The following is a 1,492-nucleotide window of genomic DNA, read 5'->3' as shown; positions in this document are numbered from 1 at the left end:
GAGCGGAAGTCGCGTTCGACGCGGGAGAGGTTCTTGTAGGCGTCGATCACGGCGGCGGTGTCGAGTTCGTCGGCGCTGGCGGTGGTGCGCAGGGTGTAGATCCCGTCGAGGGCGGCCTCGGCGTCGATCCGGTCCCGGTCCCGGGTCACCCTCAGCGTGGTGTCGGTGATCTCGACGTGGAAGTGTTTGCCCACCTTGTATTTTCCCAGCACCCGGCCGACCCGTAGGCCGATCTTCCCGGCCCCGGACAGCCGGCCGGCGGCCGCGGCCGCGGCGATCGGGGCCAGCTTCTCCTCGGTGGCGTCGAGCAGCTCGGTGCGTTTGCGGGCGCGCTCGTCGGCCAGGGCCGGGTTGCGGCACACGATCAACCGTTCCCCGGGGTAGTCCGGGTGGCTGATCTCGGCGAAGTTCTGCTCGTCGAACAGCGACATCTGCAGCGGCCCGTCATCGGCGGCGAGGGCCGCGATCTGCGGGGCCCGCAGCGCGGTCAACCAGCCCAGGCCGCCGCCGTCTTTGAGTGCGGTGATGCGGGCGGAGGTGATCATGCCGCGGTCGCCGACCATCAGCATGTTCTCCAGCCCGAAGGTGCCGCGCACGGCGGTCACGGCGTGGGTGAAGGCGGCCGGGTCGGCGGTGTTGCCGGGAAACACCCGCACCGCGACCGGGCGACCGGCGGGGTCGGTGAGCAGCCCGTATTCGATCTGCTCGCAGCCCTTCTTCCCGTCGCGGGAGTAGCCGCGGGCGGCCAGGTCGCAGTGCCGGCCGGTCACCCAGGAGGAGGACAGGTCGAACATCGCGATCCGCGACGGATTCACCACCGGGTCGAGATGCTTTCCGGCGAGCTGTTTTTCGATGCGGTCCTGGCGACCCACCAGCCAGTCCATCGCCGCGTAGATCTCGTCGGTGCCCGCCCCGGTCACCTCCAGGTCCACCCCGAGGGTGGTGTCGGCCCACCAGGAGGCGGTGGCCAGTTTCGAGGCCGGGGCCACCGCCCGGGCGAGGATCAGCGCCATCGCCAGATCGCGCCTCCGGCCGGCCGGGCCGAGCAACGCGGGCAATCCCAGCTGGTGCGCCATCGCCCCCACCGCGGCGACGTGCCCGTGCGGCACCGAGCGGAGCACGGTGGCCGCCTCCGCGGCGGGGACCAGCGTCTGCCCCCTCAAGGTCGCCTCGATCGCCGCGATTGCCGTCTCCGGAAGTACCTTCAGGTTCGCCAGCGTCTCGTGGCGGACCCTGCCGCCGTCACGGAACGTGCGCCGCAGCAGCACCGACTCGTAGACCCGCTCCTCGCCCGACTTCGTCACATAGCTGCGCCTGTTCCGGGCTACATGCATCGCGCCACTGTATGCCGACATATCCCATATATTACCGCAATCACCTGGCCCATGACCGGTATGACACGCAGTATTAGTGGCTACATACGTAAGGGCGGAATCCACAGTTCTCCCTGGCAGACCGCAGGGATTCGGCCGAAAGCCGGCCGTAACTTGGG

The 1,492-nt window shown here is 69.6% G+C and carries 1 protein-coding gene; it reads right to left on the bottom strand.

Annotated features, from left to right (window positions below; translation table 11 throughout):
- Positions 1 to 1,334: IS1634 family transposase (locus tag P3H15_RS53910; RefSeq protein WP_276144808.1), on the bottom strand; the 1,334-nt coding region annotated here is incomplete at its 3' end.
- Positions 1,335 to 1,492: the final 158 nt, after the last annotated feature.

This window comes from Rhodococcus sp. T2V (genome assembly GCF_029269925.1).
Lineage (GTDB): Bacteria > Actinomycetota > Actinomycetes > Mycobacteriales > Mycobacteriaceae > Rhodococcus_F > Rhodococcus_F koreensis.
The sequence above is the reverse complement of the archived record's forward strand: the minus strand, read 5'-3'. Positions and strand labels throughout refer to the sequence as shown.